The following is a 17762-nucleotide window of genomic DNA, read 5'->3' as shown; positions in this document are numbered from 1 at the left end:
CTCTAATAAAGACATAAAACTATTCAAAAAATAAATTTTTAATAATTACAAAATACAAAATGCTGAGGATTAATAATGATAGACAAAATTTGGAAAAATGGTGAAATTATTTCTTATGAAAATGCAAAAGTTGGTATAGATACTCATGCTTTGCATTATGGTTCATCTGTGTTTGAAGGCATAAGAGCTTATGAGACGCCTAATGGAGTAGGTGTTCTAAAACTAAAAGAACATATGCAAAGATTTATGTATTCAATGAATGTACTAGGTATGACTTGTAAATACACTCTTGATGAATTGTGTCAAGCAGTGTTAGATATAGTAAAAGCTAGTGGTAAAAAATCATGTTATATAAGACCATTAGCATATTACGCTGAGGGCGGTGTTAACGTACTACCATCTAATAATCATCGTGTAGATATTGCTATTTATTGCTTAGATATGGGTAAGTATATGGCCGCGGATAAAGTAGATATTAAAGTTAGTAATTATATCCGAATTCATCCGCGCTCTAGTGTATGTGATGCAAAGATAGGTGGCCATTATGTCAATAGTATCTTAGCTTCTAGAGAGACTCTTGATACTCATTATCATGAGTCACTATTGCTCGATGCTGATGGTTTTGTAGCTGAAGGTGCTGCAATGAATGTTTTTTTTATAAAGGATAATGAAGTCATAACCACACCTCTTGGAACTATACTAGACGGTATAACTAGAAGGCTTGTAATCCAAATCGCTAAAGATCTAGGATACAAGGTTACTGAGCGCCTATTTAAAGTAGATGAACTAATTAATGCTGATGAAGCCTTCTTCTGTGGTACTGCAGCTGAAATAACTCCTGTAGCTAGCATAGATGATAATAAATTAAAAGGCTCAGACTACACAATAACTAATCAAATAAAAGAAGTCTTTCAAAAGCTTAAGCAAGGACAAGCTTATAAGGAAGCTTTAACTTACATATAAGGAGTCCACCATGGATAAACAAAAAATTTATATTTTTGATACCACTCTTAGAGATGGTCAACAATCTCCAGGTGCTGGTATGTCTTTTGAAGATAATATTGCTTATGCAGATCTAGCAGATAAACTAAATATCGATGTATTAGAGGCAGGCTTTCCCTCTGCTAGTAACATTGATTTTAAAATAGTAAATACTATCTCAAAGAGAATGACTGAAAGAAAATCTAATATGACTATTGCTGGGTTATGTCAATTAAGAAAAAATCAGGTTGAAATTACTATGGATGCTCTACGCCCTTCTTTAGAGATAGGCAAAGCAAGAGTTCACATGTATTTGCCTGTTGACCCAAATTTAGCTCAAGCAAGCTTAGGTAGTAAAAATGATAATCAGCAAAATATCAAAAACGTCTATGAGTTGATTAAGCTTGCTTGTGATCAAGGTTTTGAAGTTGAGTTTAGTGCCGAAGGATATTCTAGGCTTGGTGACACATTTGACTATGTTACTGATATTTTTAGAGCTGCTGTGTCTGCTGGTGTTACAGTTATTAACTGTCCTGACACTATTGGTGGAGCTTGTGAGCGTGAAAATGATAACTATTTTGTCAAAAATATGTCTAAGCATGCAGAAATCATCAAAAAAGAATTCCCTGCTAAAAATATAATCTGGTCAGCACACTGCCATAATGACTTAGGCTTAGCCCTAGAGAACTCTATGAATGCGGTATTTGATGGTCCAGCAAAACAAGTAGAAGGTTGTATAAATGGTGTTGGTGAAAGAGCTGGTAACGCATCTTTAGAGCAGTGTGTGATGTTTATAAACCTTTTTGGCAAACAAAAAGACCGTCATTACTACAATGATATTAATATATCTAATTTTAAAACTATTTCTGACTTCATTGGCAAAAGAATGCTATCAAGACAACCTCACCACCCTATTACAGGTCTTAATTCTGCTAGACATACATCTGGTGGACATACAAATGCGATATTGAAAAACCCTCTAGCCTATCAGCCATTTCATCCAGAATCTGTTGGTAATGAAATTAGCTTTATTTTTGGTCCACTATCTGGTGGCAATCATGCTAAAAAAATTATCGAAGAAAATGGTTATATTTGTGATGATACAGAAAAGGCAGCTATAGCTCAACAAATAAAAGATATTTACCATGAACGTAGAAAAGGTATCACAGATGAGGAACTAATGCAAGCATATAAACGAATTAAGTCTCCTATTAGTATTTCAGCTATTGATTATGGCAAGTCCAATGGTGAAACTTATGTCGAGCTTAAAGGAAGATTCTTTGGTAATACTGATTATAGAATTACAGATCGTGGTGAAAATTCAGCTCTTTCTGCACTCTTAAAAGGTATCCAAGAGCATATCCCTGAGGTAAATATTTCAGATTACTTCTCACGTTCATTAAAAGATGCGGGTATTAACTCTAAATCTGAAACAACAATTATAATCAAAACAGGTGATAATAGCCCTGTTGTTGAAGGTGTTGCTATAGATCAGGATATTGAAATATCTTCACTTAAAGCATTAATAGCAGCAACTAATAAGCTATATATAGAAACAAACTACAGGAAGTAATATGGCAAAAAACATTATTGATAAAATCTGGGATGCTCATGTTGTAAAACAAATATCTGATTTTCCAGATATTTTATATATAGATAGAATGCTAATGCATGAAGTAACTTCAGCGCAAGCTTTTGATAGAATTAGAGAGCTAAATATTCCGATAAATAATCCTAAATCAATCATTGCTACTGTTGATCATAGTATCTCAACATCACCGATCAACCGTTTGGAGATGAAAGATAAAGTTGCTCAAGCTCAAGTTGAGAAGCTACGTAGTAATGTTAAAGAGTTTGAAATTGATTTTTATGACTTTGAAAGCCAACATCAAGGGATTGTACATGTAATAGGTCCAGAGCTTGGTTTCACACTACCTGGTACTACTCTTGTATGTGGAGACTCTCATACTTCAACTCATGGAGCTTTTGGTGCTTTGGCATTTGGTGTAGGAACATCAGAAGTTGGCCATGTGCTTGCTACAAACTGTATTCTACAATATAGGCCGAAAACAATGAAAGTAGAGTTTGTTGGTAAACCTTCAAAGTCAGCAACAGCTAAAGATATCATCATGAAGCTAATCGCCAATATTGGTATTGGTGGTGCAGGTGGCTATGTCATCGAGTATGTTGGTCAAGTGATCAAAGATATGTCTATGGAAGAGCGTATGACGCTATGTAATATGTCAATAGAGTGTGGCGCAAGAGCTGGTCTAGTTTCTCCAGATGAGAAAACTTTTAGCTACCTAAAAGGTAAAAAATATGCACCTCAAGATGCTGATTTCGCTAAAGCTATAGAGCATTGGAATAGCTTTATAAGTGATGAAAATGCTCACTATGACAAAACTATCAAAGTTGATATACAAGGACTTGAACCAATGGTTACTTGGGGAATTAATCCTCAACATGCTATCAATATATCAGCTAAAATACCTAGCCTTAAAGATATACCTACTCACCAACATAAATTAGCTCAACAAGCCTATGACTACACTAAGTTTAATGCTAATGAAAATATACTTGGTAAAGAAATACAGTGGGCATTTGTTGGCAGCTGTACTAACGGTCGTATAGAAGATATGCGTGCGGTAGCTGAAGTTCTAAAAGGAAGAAAAGTTGCTAAAAATGTCACAATGTATATAGTACCTGGCTCTGAACAAGTCAGAAATATCGCGATATCAGAAGGTTTAGATAAGATTTTTGAAGATGCTGGTGCTGAGTTTAGAATGCCTGGCTGCTCTATGTGTTTAGCAATGAATGATGATAAGGTTCCAGAAGGACAAAGATGTATTAGCACATCAAATAGGAACTTTATCGGTCGTCAAGGTAAAGGAAGTATAACCCATCTTGCATCACCACAAACTGTTGCTGCGAGTGCTGTGATGGGCAAAATCTGTAGTGTTGATAAATTAGATAAGGAGCTATAACAAATGCAAGCTTTTAAAAAACTAACTTCTAACGCAATTCCTTTGTGGTTAAGTGATATTGATACGGACATGATTATTCCTGCTGAATTTTTGACTCAAACGACAAAGGATGGCTACGGTAAAAATTTATTTTATCGTCTAAAAGAAAAGGATAAAAACTTTATTTTTAATAATCCTGATTATTCTAGCTCGCAAATACTAATTGCTGGAGATAATTTTGGTTGTGGTTCATCTAGAGAACATGCCGTTTGGGCTCTAACTCAAGCGGGCATCAAAGTTATAATTGCACCATCTTTCTCTGATATATTTTTCAATAACGCTGCTAAAAATGGCTTATTACTAATCTCTTTAGATAAAAATATTATTAAAAACTTATGTGATCTAGCAGAGGATCCAAAATTTAGTATGACTGTTGACTTACAAGAGCAAACAGTTACTGCTGATGGTAATACTTATTGCTTTAATTATGATCCTTTTCGTAAAAACTGCCTTATTCGGGGACTTGATGATATGACTTATCTTATTGAGCATTTAGATATAATCAAACAATTTGAACAATCACAAAGAGGCTAGAATGGAAAAAAATATTGCTATATTAGCGGGTGATGGCATTGGTCCTGAAGTAATGGAGTCAGCAATCAAAGTTCTTGATGCTATTGCTAAAAAGTATAAACATAAATTTAATTTTATTGAAGCTCTAGTAGGTGGCGCTGCATATGATAAATATAAAAGTCACTGCCCACAAGAAACTTTAGAAATATGCAAAAACTCAGATGCGATACTTTTTGGCTCTGTCGGTGGACCTGTTGAAGCTCAAAATGAAGAGAAATGGCAATGTTGTGAAGCTAATAGTATTTTAGCTCTTAGAAAACATTTTGGTTTTAATATAAATATCCGTCCTAGTCAAATATTTCCATCTTTAAAAAATTCTTGTCCTTTAAAAGATAGTCGTATAGCTAATGGTGCTGATATTGAAATCTTTAGAGAATTATCAAAAGATATTTATTTTGGTGAGCATAGAACTTTTACAGATGATAATGGAATCAGACATGCTACAGATGTTGCTGAGTATGATGAAAACACTATTAGAAACATCGTTATAAAAGCATTTGAAAGGGCTACGCAACGCTCAAACAGACTAACATCTGTAGATAAAGCAAATGTATTAGACACTTCTAGGCTATGGAGAAATATTGTCAATGAAGTAGCCAAAGATTATCCAAGTGTTACATTAAATCATATGTATGTCGATAACTGCGCTATGCAAATGGTACTAAACCCAAGTCAATTTGATGTAATGGTTACAGCAAATTTATTTGGTGATATCCTTTCAGATCTGGCGTCGGTATTACCTGGTTCAATTGGTTTAGTTCCATCAGTAAGCTTGAATAAGGAGGGTTTTGGTCTTTATGAACCTTCTGGTGGTTCTGCATATGATATCAAAGGACAAGGCAAGGCAAATCCAATTGCTCAAATATTATCCGCATCATTAATGCTTTCTTATTCATTTGGATTAGTACCAGAAGCACAAGATATTGCTAACGCCATTAATCTAACTCTTGAAGATAACTTTAGGACTCAAGATATATATACACAAGGAACTAAGCTAGCTTCTACTAGAGAGTTTACTGATGAGATTATAAAAAGATTATAAAGCTTGCTCCTATCCTAAAAAAATATCATACTTCTTAGCTAATTTAGTTATTATCCTAGCTATTAGAGCATATATAATACCTAAGATAATTGTGATTACTCCTAGCCATAAGAAATAATTTTGATAAATTGCTAAACTTACGGCTGGCGCAATTTTACCATCAGGTATTGCGACAAGTTGTCCTAACTTACCTGACAAAGCGCCTCCTAGGGCAACCGCAAGCATGAAAAAACCCATACCAAAGGTTATGATTTCTTTTCTAAAATAAATAGCTATCAACGAAAAACCTAATGCAGCAACCAACAATTCTGCGAATGCGCCAAAAAAGAAATACACAATCATCCAATTACCATTAACAAAGCCATTTATTTGAGTAAACTTTATCACCACATATAAACTCAATGGGGCTATCCCTGCGATTATAGTGCCAATAGCATACTTATATGGTATCGATAAATGACTAATACTTCTTTTATATAAAATAGCTAATATTGGGCTTAGTATAATTAGCCAAAAAGAATCTAATGCCGCATAAGTTGCTGGAGAAACACTAAAGCCAATTAAATCAAGTTCAACGTTATGTTTTGCAAATAGCACTAACGTAGAGAACATCTGACTATAAACAATAAAGTAAATAATTGCCTCAACAACCAAAACCACACCGACTATCTGGAGAATTTTTTCTTTTAAATTTGCGGTATTTTTTGCATCATTAAGCATATAGACAAAAGTTAATAGACAAACAGCTATAATCAAATACAAAGATATATCCGTAATCTGAAATAAGCCATAACAGATCAAAACTTGTGCTAGGCAGATTACAAAAATTAAACCTTTAGTCTTTATGTTGATTGGTATAGCATCACTCTCTAAATCTCTAAGAATTCTTGCACGCCAAGCATAATTTGATAAAGCTAAAATCATACCAATAACACAGATTATAAAAGCGTACGAATAATTAGCATATTTAGCGATAATTGGCGTAAATGCAATTGCGAGAAAACTACCAATATTTACACCCATATAATACAGCGTAAAAGCTGAATGTGATTGTGCAGGATTATCGTTAAAAATCCTTGAAATCAAAGAGGTTGGTGCAGGTTTAAATAGCCCATTACCAAAACTATAATCAAAGACAATGCCCAGCTGACATTATTTAGGTTAGAAGACATCGCTAAGATAAGATACCCAAATAGTAGAAATATTGCGCCGATAACTAAAGCGTTGCTAATGCCAATTATCTTATCAGATAAGTATCCACCTATAGTTGGCGTAATATAGATTAATGATGCAAATATGCCAAATATCAAATAACCTTGTGCTTCACTAATATGACTAGCTGTTATAAAAAGCATAAAAAGTGCTTGGAAGCTGTAAAAAGCATACCTCTCCCACAACTCTATGAACCACAATACTGAAAATTGTCTTACTTTTAAATTTCTTATCAAAATTAACTCTCTTTAGTAAACTAATAGAACTAATTTATATCATCTGGGACAAAATCTAAAGAGTATTTAAATGATATTGGCATTTTATTAATTACAAATTGACACTAATTATTTAGTCATATAAACTTTGGTTATTCCCCTTGTGTTTTTAGCAAATGCTTATACAAATACTTGATGATGGTTGTTTTCATATCACTGTTAAAAATGAGATATCTGCCTCTTATTCTAGCTAATTCTGTATAGTCATTCTACTTACTCCAAATAATTTGGCTATAAAGCCATAACAACATTTTCCTAAAGAGTATTATAACTGTGAATGCCCGCTTTATCGCTGTTTCTGGATTGTTTCATCCTTCATTAAGAACAAAATTATAGCTACATGATTTGCATTTATACCTTTGTTTGTTTCTTATTATTCCATTTCTATGAATTTCTTGGCAGTTATAGTGTTTACAAATAATCATTGCTATAAAAAAACAAGGTCTATATTAAACATATAATAAACTTTTAAAAATAAACTATGGTTTTACACTCTCAACTTTCTTTATTCATCTTCTTTAAAACCAGTATCCAGATCTATTTTTCATAAGCGGTGTTGGTTTGAAATGTTGTTCAGATTTATTTTTATAATGATTATTTGCTTGTTCTGATAAACCATCTTTTAAAGTTATTAAAGCATTATATCAATTCCTTGGATAATTTAATTTCTTCTGAACTTAGATAATATTTCGTTTTTGGGATTATGTTCAGTGATGAATAGTACTTAAGTTTATCTTGATCTGCTCCCATATACTTTTCATAATTTTCACAATACTCAATAGTGTCAATTATTTTTGAACATAGAATATTAATGGTTCTAAATGTAACCCTTTGGCTTTGGGAAGCCATAGCTTCGTCATACATTTTCAATAGAAATGGAAGTTTTTGTGCATACAAGCTTATTACTTTTTGAATTTGCAATTTAAAATCGTTGCGATAAATTTTCCTCCCTTCAAACTCATTATCATAAAAGGTAGAAAATTTTTGTATATTTTCATCATGTTTAGTGTTTAGTACTTTACACATACCAACATCATTATCATATCCAACAACACAGAAAGGAAATGGCAAAGATAATTCTAGCATCTTATCATATAAATATTTAGGTGTTCCAACTTGATTAGCTCTACATGATACTAAATATATTTTTAAATAAGTTATTTTTTCCTTACATCCTTTCATCAAATACTTTATGATATCAATAATTTCTTCTATTACCACATAACCTTCATTTAAGTTTTCATTTCCTGTTCCTATAGCATTAATAAACTTTCCATGCCCTGATATAAGTATCTTAACAAATTTATTAAGATTTGTTTCTAACTCTTCCTTTACTTTATCTAAATATTTAGATGTAAAACCCCTAGAATTCTTAGGATTAAAAGTTAGATTTATAATAGGAACACTATTAGACTTATCTAACTTATCATGAAAAAATTCTAAAAGAGGTTCGGCTTTACTACTTGACATATCTATGTGCGAAATATAGGGGTTATCTTGAAACAAACCTTTATATTGGTAGTCAAATACATCAATATTTTCTTCCTCATCGTCTAAGCTTATCGTTCTATATATTGTGCTTGAATTAGATTCATTAAAAGAAGCAAAATTTAAACCAAATGTAAAGTCATAAGCCTTACTCATTACTATTTCCCTTTAAAAAACTTCTTTGGTAAATATATAATACATTATAATTTCCCATATATTGACTGAAGTTACGGACTTTTTTATCTAACAAACTATTTTGAGTAATTTTTTCATTTTTATAAGTGATTTAACAATAATTTTAGTTGGTTAAGGGTTAAGAAACAAAGCTCTTTTAAAGAACTTTACACTATAACTGCTATTTAACTCAAATTAATTATTAATCACTCCTATAAGTCTTATACTTATAGCTTATTTTTTTGGTACAATCTAAAAACATTTATAAGTTTTCTAAAAATAACATGCTTAGTATTATTCAAAGAGTTAGTTGTGCGAATGTAGTAGTAAATCAGCAAAAAGTTGCCGATATAGCTACGGGTATCTTAGTGCTAGTATGTGTTGAGAAAGACGATACTCATCAAATTTTTGAGAAAATGGCGGATAAGATTCTTAAATATCGTATATTTGAAGATGATGCTGGCAAGATGAACTTATCACTACAAGATATTAGTGGTGGAATTATCTTAGTTCCGCAGTTTACTTTAGCAGCTAATACCACTAAAGGTAACAGACCAAGTTTTAGTAGTGGTTGTCCTCCAGAAATAGCTAAACAAAAGTTTAAAGAATTTGAAAATATCTTTAGAAACAAATATAACAAAGTTCAAACAGGAATATTTGGCGCAGATATGAAAGTATCATTAACCAACGATGGTCCTGTAACTTTTAGTTTTAAGGTGTAAAAAATGCAAAAGAAAATTTGTATAATTGGTGGTAATGGTGAAATGGGTCAGATGACTCAGAATATTTTTAGTAAATTTTTGCCCGAATACAAACTGACTATTTTTGATGAAAGTGATTGGCAAAATCCACAACAAAAACTGTTTAATCAAGACATTGTAATACTATCTGTACCGATATATTTAACAGCAGAGATTATCAAAAAAACTATACCCTATCTTTCACAAGGAACAATATTAGCTGATTATACTAGTATCAAAAAAGAACCTTTGGAGTCTATGCTAGCTAATTATAACGGTCCGGTTGTTGGTCTACACCCTATATTTGGGCCAACTATTAGCTCACCTGAAAATCAAGTGATTGTAGTCTGTGATGGTAAACAGCAAGATAAATATCAATATTTTATTGATGATTTAGCTAGGATTGGTTTTAGTATCGAAAAAATGACTGCCGAAGAGCATGATGAGGCAATGACTTTTATCCAAGGTATCGAGCATTTTAGTGTTTATTGTTTAGGAATGTTTCTCAAGCATAAAAATATTGATATCCACAAAATGCTAAAACTTGCTAGCCCTGTTTATAAAATGGAGCTAAATATTGTAGGTAGGCTTTTTAGTCAAGGCCCTGGCTTATATGCTGATATTATTATGTCAGATAAACAAAGACAACAAACTATCGCTGAATTTGCTGAGTTTGTAAACTCTAATGCTGAAAAAGTCTCTCAAAGTGATAAACAAACCTTTATCGAAAATTTCAAAGCGGTAAAAGAATGGATGGGTAGTTTTGCTGAACAAGCTTATAAAGATAGCGATAGGTTGTTACTTAAAAAGGGAGGCTATTAATCTCTTTAACTAGCTTTATACCCCTAATAGGATTAAACATTATCGAACTTAGTGATAAATGATCTGCACCAGCTTCGATATATTTCTTAGCATCGTCTAAGGTGTAGATTCCTCCACCACCAATTATAGTGATACTGTCACCGAACTCCTGTCTAGCTTTTTTGATAGCTGGTAGGCTGTATTCATGCAGTGGATAGCCCGAAATGCCACCCTTAGCTGTCGGAATAGTATTACATAAATGAAAAGTTGTGATGCCTACAGCAAGATACTCTCTTATCTTAGTATTATGATCTATAGTTGGCGGCATTTTGATAATGATATTTCTACCAGCAAATATTGGCGCTAATTCAGCTGGAAAATCGACAATACTTGCGTTAGGACAACCAATATTTATCTCAATATTTTTATGATTAGCAAATTTTGCTAATTTTAGAGTTTCTGCAAAGCTATGCCAGTCTGCTATTTCTAATGCTGCTAGCGATATTATATCTTGAGCTCTTTTTGGTGGCTTTGCATTTGCAAGACCTGGGTTACGCAAACCAATCTTATTACGCCACGCATTTTTATCTATTTTACGAATGGTTTTAATTGCTTGCTTGATAAGTCCCCAACGTCTATTTACAGTAAAAGAGCCATAAACATTTGAAGTTTCTTTGAATTTAAGATACTTGCCAAATGGTGGTGAAATTATGATTTTTTTAAGGTTTTTATTTTGCATTTTTAGCACTCAAACTCTTTTAACTTCTCAACGATATTATCAGCGCGCAATAGCGGTCTGCCTACAATAATATAGTCAACGCCAAGCTCTTTGGCTTTTTTGGGTGTTAGTGCATTAAAATGATCATCACTAAGATCGCTCTCAAGCCTTACACCTGGGACATATAGCTTGATTTTATCCCCAAACTTAGCTCGCACATCCGCAACTAAATGTGGATGACATATAAAGTTTTCCACACCTAAATCCACACATCTCTTAAATTTTGCTAGACTATCTGTCTTATCAAAATTAGCATCACTACTTAGCGTAATCACTGCTAATGGTATAGCTTGAGTAACTGCTGTAAGTGCAGCTTTGACCATATCATCACTAGCAGTGCCATGAAATGTGAAATATTTGAAATTTGGAATAGCTCTTGAATAATTTTCTATCGCTGTTTTAACTGTATTTGGAATATCATGAAATTTAAAATCTAGAAAAATATCTTTGTCGCCCACTAGCTCATGAATTTGTTTAAATGATAGCGCTGAGCATAAGATATGACCAATTTTAATACAGTCAACATACTTTGAAACAGTAGCAGTTTTCTCTAAATCAGCTTTAGAGATACCATCTGCTGAGAACATTATTTTCATTGAGTCTCAAATAATTAATCGATGTTGAAACTATATATTAGTTTAATTTGTGGTGATAGTAAACTATATTTTAACTTAGTTGTGTTTGTACACGATGAAATAATACTTATGCTTCAAAAGCATCAATTCTAAATTAAAATAAGTATTTAAAGATTAAAAGCACCTTTGCGATTAGCAGTTGTTAAGCTGATAAATTAGCAGCTACAACTGTTTTAGTCAATTTTTCATAATTGACGAGTTTTGTGTAGATGCTATCAGAGTACAACTAAGCGATAGCCAGTGCTAGCATTCCTGCGTACTTTTTATGCAACGAAAAAAGTACATCGCTATAGAGCTTACGAAGTAAGCAGCAAAATACACCTAAACAAATATTACAAACTACTTAGCTTTTTTGATATTTTGCAAACTACTTGCTAGTAAATCTAAATAATTCGGGTCTTGAGGGATACCTTGAATATTTTGCTTTTTAACAAGCTCACTAAGCTTTATAACTAATTCTTTATCTTCTCTAATTGCTTTAATATTTTTACTTATCGCTGGATAAAGTTGCTCATCAACTTTTTTAATCTTATCGCGATAGTTAGCTAAACAATCTGAACTTTGTTGCTCAAGCTGTTGTTGGGTTGCATTGTTCCAATAGTAATCCTCTATCTGTTTAGATAAATCCATTTGTAGCTGAATAAAAGTAAGAAATGAATTCATCTCTAAATGATTTTCTTTTGCTAGATTTTGCGCATTTTGTAAAACTCTAATCTCTTGAGCTGCATCATAGATAGGGCTATTAAGTTTATGCTTACACACTCCAACACCCTGCATTAAAGCTGCTCTTTCAACTAAAAGGCCAAGAGGTTTATCAACTCCTGCATAGCAAAAACCAACCATTAACGAAAATACTCCAGCTACTTTTAATAACTTATTCATATCTCAAATCTCATATTATTTTTAGTTTTGTATAATTATAGCAGACTAATTCAATAACATTAGGCTAATATTGTTTACTTTTAGGGTTATAATTACTCCACCTATGATCAGAAAATATAGTATCATAATCAATACTACCAAGCTCATTATAAAAATATAAATTTTCTCTAACCTCTTCTCGATGATGGTTTCGATATAACCATCTAAATTCAGCACTTGTTATTCCAGTTTTACCAAAATTAGTCTTTGATGCTTATCAGATAATGTATCAATAAGCTTATCAACTATAAAAAAACTGGTTTTTTCCTATAAATTAATTGAAATTCAATCCTGCTTTACTAGTTTTTTTCCACATTTCTATTATACCTTCTTTCTTATAAGGTATAACCTGATTCACTACATTATATTTATTATGATTTTTTAAGAATTCTCTAAACTTAGCTATTCGCTCTATATCTGTGAATCCCCTCGCTAGTATTTCTATTTTTTAGCGCAGCAATCTATATTCTGTAGGTTTTTGCGGATCCCCCCATACAGTATTTACAGCAATATTAAGCCTTACAGGTTATAAATCTGGTAAAACTCGTACTTATTTACTATTTTTTGAGCTAAAGGTAGCACTTAAATGGTAACTATAGTATTTCTAAATTGTAAATGTTATAAAGAAATAGATCTGCAATTAATCGTGGTTAGCAATGAAATATCTCCTTTTAAGAAAAATGGTTTAATCTCAGCTTATTTTTTTAACATAGAAAGGTAGTAATTGTTATATTTCATAAGTTAAAGCAGTAGTTGTAATTGTTGTTATTGGTTTCTTACCTGCAGTATTTAAATTAGTACCATTCAGTTGAAATTGAAGCTGGAGACTTAAGTTTTTATATATATTAGCTGATAATATAGAGTTGTTTTGGTATATAAAAACGTTAGGGTTTACTTTATTATTCTGGTAAGAATAGTTTACGATAAACTCTTCTCTAAAACTTGACTTGTCTGTAAAATTCCATACATACTGTAAGCCTGATTGTGCACCAATACCATTAGAGAACTGACCCGTACTAGCAAGTTTATTTTGGGTCAAACTTGGGCCTGCAGTTATATTTAACGACATATTGTCATTTTTATATAAAACTCTTTTATAACCTAACGACTCCATCAAAACATAGCTAAAAACATCTAACTCATCACGCAAGAAATTTAAACTACCATATACACCGTTGATTTTATCAAAGTTCCATGAAGTATTGGCGCTTAATTGTGCTCTATTTACTCTAACACCTGAAGTATCAGAAACATTATCATCATGACTATATAAATAATTAAATAGTAAACTACTTTGCCATTTTTCTATTGGCTTGTAGATGATACTTACTCCAGCATTTAAGTTTGTAGTAGCACTATTACCAGTTACAATACTTCCACCTAAACCTATGGAAGTGCCTTTCCAAGGATTATTTATTGTTTCTTTATCTTCTTTGCTATTCTTTGAAGTTGTCTGAACTGGAGTAGCTTTATCCTCTACGCCATTTTCTGTAGAAATAACGCCATCTTCTTCTTTTTGAGTTATATCATTCTGCTGTTCGGCTATCTTTTTATATTTTTCAGCTAGTTTTTTATATTTTAAATATTTCTCTTCAGCTTCTTGCTTAGTAAGCGCACCTAATGGGATAATGAAATAGAATAATGCAAAAAGTATTACAATACATCTCTTAATATAACTTTCTTGCATCAAATAACCATCTTAGAACTCAAAATATAAGTATGAACACGATAAGTTAGGGTAACATATTTTGCAAAAAATCAAAACCTTTAGGGGGTAGCAACTTAGATAGTTCTAAGGTTTTTGTAGTTGGATATGCATTTATATTTGTAAGCTTGAACCAGGCGTTTTTTATTTTCCATTTGTTTTAAACTAAGTTAACGTAGTGCTAGGCAGTTTTGCATACCATTCCCCTCTTGAGAGGGGTACCGACTTGTCGGTGGGGTGTGGTTACCATGAAAAAAGTATGTCGCTAAAACTTACTTAGTAAGTAGCGAAATGCTCTCAAGATTGGTAACTTACTATTATATTTTTATAATTCTCTAACTCCTTTAAAGCTTCCTTTATATTTATACACCACCTTTTATCTGAAACTTTTCGAGTACTAGCAATGAGGTTTAATTGTTGTGCTATCGCTAAAGATTCTTCCTTAGCTTTTGCTTTAAAAATAAAATAAGCATGTGTGAACTGACACTACAGCTAACTACATATAAAAATGTCATGCTGAATTTATTTCAGCATCTCACTATAAGTATTGATTTTATTGAGATCCTGAAACGAGTTCAGGATAACAGAATGTACTACTTTTATGCCTAGTAGGCTATAGTTTAGCTCCTAAGGCTTTTAGGTTCATTCTAGTAGTACCCTCAATATTACCATTAGTAATCTTTGCTCTATTACTCAAAATTTCCTCACTTATTAAGGCATATAATTTTTTCATCTCAATACAATGCTTTAGAATTAGTTCTAATAAATACTGAGATAGTATAAAGATAACTACACCAGTTATAATCGTTAAAAAACTATACATAAATTATCAAAAATCATGATCAAACTCTAAACACTGTCCTCTTTGATCGCTGACAATCTTACCTTGATGATATTTGACCACACCATTAATAATAGTTGTCTGAACTTTTGATTGGAATGTATAACCATCAAAGGGAGTCCAACCACACTTATAATGACAACACTCATCTGTCACAGTATGCGGATTATTAAGATCTACTAATACCAAGTCAGCATGATAACCCTCGCGGATAAAACCACGCTCTTTTACTTTATAAACTACCGCAGCGGCATGGGCTGTTTTTTGGACTATTTGCTCAAGAGTTAAGAAACCTTTGTGATAATGCTCTAATACAGAGATAAGAGCTTGCTCAACAAGTGGTAAACCAGCTGGGGCATTGAAATAACTACCCTGCTTCTCTTGCCATGTATGTGGCGCATGATCTGTAGCAATTACATCGATAGTATCATTTGCGACACATTCTAGAAGTTTCAAACGATCGCTTTCTTCTTTGATAGCTGGGTTACATTTGATACGCGCACCCTTATCAGCATAATCTTTACGTGAGAAGAACAAATGATGAGCACAAACTTCAGCTGTGATACGCTTCTGTTCTAGTGGGATAGTATTATCAAAATGTACCATCTCTTCAGCCGTTGTTAGATGCAGAACATGAAGCCTTGAGTTATATTTTTTTGCTAATGAAACAGCTAACTCTGATGATTTAAAACACGCCTCCCTCGAGCGAATTTCTGGATGTAAGTCCATGGGTACATTTTCACCATATTTCTCACGCACTTTATTTTCATTTTCTGCAATCATCGGCGTATCTTCACAGTGCGTTACGATTAGTAATGGACTATCTCTAAAAAAGCCTTCTAATGTTTCAGGGTTATTTACTAGCATATTACCAGTTGAAGCACCCATAAAGATTTTGATAGCACAAGCATCATTTGGCTTGAGACGCTTTAACTCATCGACATTATCATTTGTCGCACCGAGATAAAAAGCATAATTTGCATGAGATCTAGCCGCAGCACGCTGTTTTTTCTCATCTAGGCGCTCAACTAATGTAGTTGCTGGATTTACATTTGGCATCTCCATATATGATGTGATACCGCCCATCACAGCAGCACGTGATTCTGATTCAATATCGCCCTTGTGCATTAATCCTGGTTCCCTAAAATGCACTTGATCATCAATCATTCCTGGCAATAGATGTAGGCCTGTAGCATCTATAATTTGCTCTGCTGCTTTATCGATATTTGCAGCAACTTGGGCAATTCTACCATTTTCAATCAAAACATCTGATTTAAATGTTTTGCCTTCATTTACAACTGTAGCATTCTTAATAAGTAAACTTTGATTTGACATTTTATTTTCTTCCTCCTACTCTTTTTCACCAAAAAGTATAACAAAAATAGTTACAACATCTAGATGTTTTTAGGAAACTTAAATATCTATCAGCTGGTGGTTTTTTAGTTTATTTGGCTAATTAAACTTTAGAATTTATAGAGTTATTTTTGAAATTTGTTATTTATCTGCTGCATATATTTGTTTAAGGCATCTAGCGTACAGCTATTATCTTTATCCATTATCGGTAGCTTGACATACTTACCATTATATCTAAGCTTAACTGTATACACATCACTATCTTTATATAGTTCCATCTGTAGATTACTTGCATAACCTGGCGCCTTATCTAGCGGCACTCCTAAAGTACCCATTACTTCTAAGAGTGTCAGATCATGGCCAGAATAATAAGTCATTTTGTATTTAGATTTACCACTAGCAGCATTATTTAAATCTTCGATCATTCTATTAGTTAGCTGAGCACCCATAATATAAGCTACTTTTTGCGACTTAAATTTCTGTACTATTCCCCAATCTTTTAAATCAATTATTTTATTAGCATCTTCTTGAGATAAACCTTCTGGTAGAGGCTTGTCATGTGCTTTAGCTACGATCAAAACATCACCTATAGTAGCAATATCATTTAACCCCGTTATTTTATTGCCTAATATTTTTTGCCATTTTTTAAAATTTTGTTGAACTTCTTTTGTCTTGTTTTGCCACACTGGAGTGTTATAGATATATTTTTTTAAAATATCTAGGTACTGCTCATATGGGAACTTTATAAGTCTAGAATCTGCTGGTAGCGTCATAACAGGTATTGGCTGAAACCTTCCATTAATTGCCGCTTTACCATCTTTTAAAACAGGACCTGTACCAGGAGGGTAAAGCCCCATCAGTAAACTTTGTGCACTTACTATAGTTCTATTTGTATTACTTGATAGTACATAGATACTATTATCTAGGTAATTTTCTGGCAAAAGTTCAAATTGCTCTATATATCTTTTTCTTAACTGACTACCTAAATTATACTCTTGGTTCATACCAATAGGAGTTAGTTCTGATAGCTCGGCCCCCCAGTCATAGTCAGAATTTTTGATATTTGCAAGCGGCGCTCTATCACCGTGGCGCGTTATCATCGATACAAACATAAGCTTACCTTGAGAGTAGCCAAAAGGTATCAAAACTAACAATAATGTAAATGCAGCACAAATTTTTTTCATTTGTAACAACCGAGTTTTTTTAAATTGCGTTTATAT

18 protein-coding genes are annotated in these 17762 nt (G+C 32.7%); 7 read left to right on the top strand and 11 right to left on the bottom strand.

All coding sequences use genetic code 11. From position 1 onward, the window contains the following. Positions 1–75 precede the first annotated feature (75 nt). The 5 genes from CGC45_RS00140 to leuB are packed head-to-tail and all read left to right on the top strand — an operon-like array spanning position 76 to position 5619. The gene (locus tag CGC45_RS00140) at positions 76–963 is read left to right on the top strand and encodes a branched-chain amino acid transaminase (RefSeq protein ID WP_071628405.1); all 888 of its coding nucleotides are present in this window, start codon (positions 76–78) and stop codon (positions 961–963) included. 10 nt (positions 964–973) lie between these two features. Then, a complete protein-coding gene (locus CGC45_RS00135) occupies positions 974–2554 on the top strand; it encodes a hydroxymethylglutaryl-CoA lyase-like TIM-barrel protein (protein WP_071628404.1) in 1581 nt (526 codons plus the stop codon). Position 2555: 1 nt separating this feature from the next. After that, the gene (gene leuC / locus CGC45_RS00130) at positions 2556–3965 is read left to right on the top strand and encodes a 3-isopropylmalate dehydratase large subunit (RefSeq protein ID WP_071628403.1); all 1410 of its coding nucleotides are present in this window, start codon (positions 2556–2558) and stop codon (positions 3963–3965) included. 3 nt (positions 3966–3968) lie between these two features. Beyond that, complete coding sequence (gene leuD, locus CGC45_RS00125) at positions 3969–4538, top strand: 3-isopropylmalate dehydratase small subunit (protein WP_071628402.1); 570 nt, start codon at positions 3969–3971, stop codon at positions 4536–4538. Position 4539: 1 nt separating this feature from the next. Further along, positions 4540–5619 (top strand): 3-isopropylmalate dehydrogenase, encoded by a 1080-nt coding sequence (gene leuB / locus CGC45_RS00120; protein WP_071628401.1) that lies wholly within the window; start codon positions 4540–4542, stop codon positions 5617–5619. A gap of 9 nt (positions 5620–5628) precedes the next feature. Here the strand turns inward: leuB and CGC45_RS00115 are convergent, their stop codons facing one another. From CGC45_RS00115 to CGC45_RS00110, 4 genes are all read right to left on the bottom strand, one after another. Next, positions 5629–6705, bottom strand: coding sequence for an oligopeptide:H+ symporter (locus tag CGC45_RS00115; protein ID WP_232310099.1), 1077 nt, complete (start codon positions 6703–6705; stop codon positions 5629–5631). Then, positions 6702–7067 (bottom strand): MFS transporter, encoded by a 366-nt coding sequence (locus CGC45_RS09240; RefSeq protein WP_240308760.1) that lies wholly within the window; start codon positions 7065–7067, stop codon positions 6702–6704. The genes CGC45_RS00115 and CGC45_RS09240 overlap by 4 nt, the downstream gene beginning before the upstream one ends. Positions 7068–7414: 347 nt before the next feature. Further along, positions 7415–7531, bottom strand: coding sequence for an IS1/IS1595 family N-terminal zinc-binding domain-containing protein (locus CGC45_RS09560; protein ID WP_420841497.1), 117 nt, complete (start codon positions 7529–7531; stop codon positions 7415–7417). Positions 7532–7745: 214 nt separating this feature from the next. Next, a complete protein-coding gene (locus tag CGC45_RS00110; protein WP_071628400.1) occupies positions 7746–8750 on the bottom strand; it encodes a hypothetical protein in 1005 nt (334 codons plus the stop codon). 302 nt (positions 8751–9052) lie between these two features. Between CGC45_RS00110 and dtd the strand changes: the two genes are divergently transcribed. After that, positions 9053–9490, top strand: a complete 438-nt coding sequence (dtd, locus tag CGC45_RS00105; RefSeq protein ID WP_071628399.1) for a D-aminoacyl-tRNA deacylase — start codon at positions 9053–9055, stop codon at positions 9488–9490. A 3-nt stretch (positions 9491–9493) separates the two neighbouring features. After that, positions 9494–10330, top strand: a complete 837-nt coding sequence (gene tyrA, locus CGC45_RS00100; RefSeq protein ID WP_071628398.1) for a bifunctional chorismate mutase/prephenate dehydrogenase — start codon at positions 9494–9496, stop codon at positions 10328–10330. Here tyrA and CGC45_RS00095 read toward each other — a convergent pair. The 7 genes from CGC45_RS00095 to CGC45_RS00065 all read right to left on the bottom strand — a co-directional run bounded on the left by CGC45_RS00095 (position 10311) and on the right by CGC45_RS00065 (position 17726). Beyond that, positions 10311–11048: a diguanylate cyclase gene (locus CGC45_RS00095; RefSeq protein WP_071628397.1), complete on the bottom strand. Its 738-nt coding sequence runs from the start codon at positions 11046–11048 to the stop codon at positions 10311–10313. The genes tyrA and CGC45_RS00095 overlap by 20 nt on opposite strands. Before the next feature lie 2 nt (positions 11049–11050). Next, positions 11051–11683 carry an orotidine-5'-phosphate decarboxylase gene (gene pyrF, locus CGC45_RS00090; protein ID WP_174683405.1) on the bottom strand — a complete coding sequence of 211 codons (633 nt, stop codon included), beginning with the start codon at positions 11681–11683 and terminating at the stop codon, positions 11051–11053. Between the two features lie 378 nt (positions 11684–12061). Continuing rightward, positions 12062–12604: a chorismate mutase gene (locus CGC45_RS00085; protein ID WP_071628396.1), complete on the bottom strand. Its 543-nt coding sequence runs from the start codon at positions 12602–12604 to the stop codon at positions 12062–12064. 766 nt (positions 12605–13370) lie between these two features. Beyond that, the gene (locus CGC45_RS00080; RefSeq protein WP_071628395.1) at positions 13371–14330 is read right to left on the bottom strand and encodes a DUF481 domain-containing protein; all 960 of its coding nucleotides are present in this window, start codon (positions 14328–14330) and stop codon (positions 13371–13373) included. A 631-nt stretch (positions 14331–14961) separates the two neighbouring features. Continuing rightward, entirely contained in the window at positions 14962–15171 is a 210-nt protein-coding gene (locus tag CGC45_RS00075) for a hypothetical protein (RefSeq protein ID WP_071628394.1), read from the bottom strand. A 6-nt stretch (positions 15172–15177) separates the two neighbouring features. Then, positions 15178–16524, bottom strand: coding sequence for a dihydroorotase (locus CGC45_RS00070; RefSeq protein ID WP_071628393.1), 1347 nt, complete (start codon positions 16522–16524; stop codon positions 15178–15180). 143 nt (positions 16525–16667) lie between these two features. Continuing rightward, on the bottom strand, positions 16668–17726 hold the full coding sequence (locus CGC45_RS00065) for a histidine phosphatase family protein (RefSeq protein ID WP_071628392.1): 1059 nt from the start codon (positions 17724–17726) through the stop codon (positions 16668–16670). Between the last annotated feature and the right edge of the window lie 36 nt (positions 17727–17762).

The organism is Francisella opportunistica, from assembly GCF_003347135.1.
GTDB lineage: Bacteria > Pseudomonadota > Gammaproteobacteria > Francisellales > Francisellaceae > Francisella > Francisella opportunistica.
Note: the sequence above shows the minus strand (reverse complement) of the source record. Positions and strands in the feature narration are given on the sequence as shown.

Bases quoted from the DNA above. Each gene is read 5' to 3' on its own strand.
- leuD (WP_071628402.1), top strand. From the start codon at position 3,969: ATGCAAGCTTTTAAAAAACTAACTTCTAACGCAATTCCTTTGTGGTTA.
- dtd (WP_071628399.1), top strand. From the start codon at position 9,053: ATGCTTAGTATTATTCAAAGAGTTAGTTGTGCGAATGTAGTAGTAAAT.
- CGC45_RS00110 (WP_071628400.1), bottom strand. From the start codon at position 8,750: ATGAGTAAGGCTTATGACTTTACATTTGGTTTAAATTTTGCTTCTTTT.
- pyrF (WP_174683405.1), bottom strand. From the start codon at position 11,683: ATGAAAATAATGTTCTCAGCAGATGGTATCTCTAAAGCTGATTTAGAG.
- CGC45_RS00070 (WP_071628393.1), bottom strand. From the start codon at position 16,524: ATGTCAAATCAAAGTTTACTTATTAAGAATGCTACAGTTGTAAATGAA.
- leuC (WP_071628403.1), top strand. From the start codon at position 2,556: ATGGCAAAAAACATTATTGATAAAATCTGGGATGCTCATGTTGTAAAA.
- CGC45_RS00075 (WP_071628394.1), bottom strand. From the start codon at position 15,171: ATGTATAGTTTTTTAACGATTATAACTGGTGTAGTTATCTTTATACTA.
- CGC45_RS00140 (WP_071628405.1), top strand. From the start codon at position 76: ATGATAGACAAAATTTGGAAAAATGGTGAAATTATTTCTTATGAAAAT.
- leuB (WP_071628401.1), top strand. From the start codon at position 4,540: ATGGAAAAAAATATTGCTATATTAGCGGGTGATGGCATTGGTCCTGAA.
- CGC45_RS00095 (WP_071628397.1), bottom strand. From the start codon at position 11,048: ATGCAAAATAAAAACCTTAAAAAAATCATAATTTCACCACCATTTGGC.
- tyrA (WP_071628398.1), top strand. From the start codon at position 9,494: ATGCAAAAGAAAATTTGTATAATTGGTGGTAATGGTGAAATGGGTCAG.
- CGC45_RS00080 (WP_071628395.1), bottom strand. From the start codon at position 14,330: ATGCAAGAAAGTTATATTAAGAGATGTATTGTAATACTTTTTGCATTA.
- CGC45_RS00065 (WP_071628392.1), bottom strand. From the start codon at position 17,726: ATGAAAAAAATTTGTGCTGCATTTACATTATTGTTAGTTTTGATACCT.
- CGC45_RS00085 (WP_071628396.1), bottom strand. From the start codon at position 12,604: ATGAATAAGTTATTAAAAGTAGCTGGAGTATTTTCGTTAATGGTTGGT.
- CGC45_RS00135 (WP_071628404.1), top strand. From the start codon at position 974: ATGGATAAACAAAAAATTTATATTTTTGATACCACTCTTAGAGATGGT.
- CGC45_RS09560 (WP_420841497.1), bottom strand. From the start codon at position 7,531: ATGATTATTTGTAAACACTATAACTGCCAAGAAATTCATAGAAATGGA.